The 380-nt window shown below is 57.0% G+C and carries 1 rRNA gene; it reads left to right on the top strand.

Annotated features, from left to right (window positions below):
- Window positions 1–380 (top strand): 23S ribosomal RNA (locus AC1DNI_RS22830); the annotation flags it as partial.

The raw sequence follows: 380 nt of genomic DNA, 5'->3' as shown, positions 1-380 counted from the left end.
GTGTACCCGCGGCAAGACGGAAAGACCCCGTGAACCTTTACTACAGCTTGACACTGAACACTGGTCCTTGATGTGCAGGATAGGTGGGAGGCTTCGAAGCGTGGACGCCAGTCCGCGTGGAGCCGTCCTTGAAATACCACCCTTTAATGGCTGGTGTTCTAACGTGGCCCCGTGATCCGGGTTGCGGACAGTGTCTGGTGGGTAGTTTGACTGGGGCGGTCTCCTCCCAAAGAGTAACGGAGGAGCACGAAGGTCAGCTAATCACGGTCGGACATCGTGWGGTTAGTGCAATGGCATAAGCTGGCTTGACTGCGAGAGTGACGGCTCGAGCAGGTGCGAAAGCAGGTCATAGTGATCCGGTGGTTCTGTATGGAAGGGCC

The organism is Phyllobacterium sp. 01N428 (genome assembly GCF_056399405.1).
Note: the sequence above shows the minus strand (reverse complement) of the source record. Positions and strands in the feature narration are given on the sequence as shown.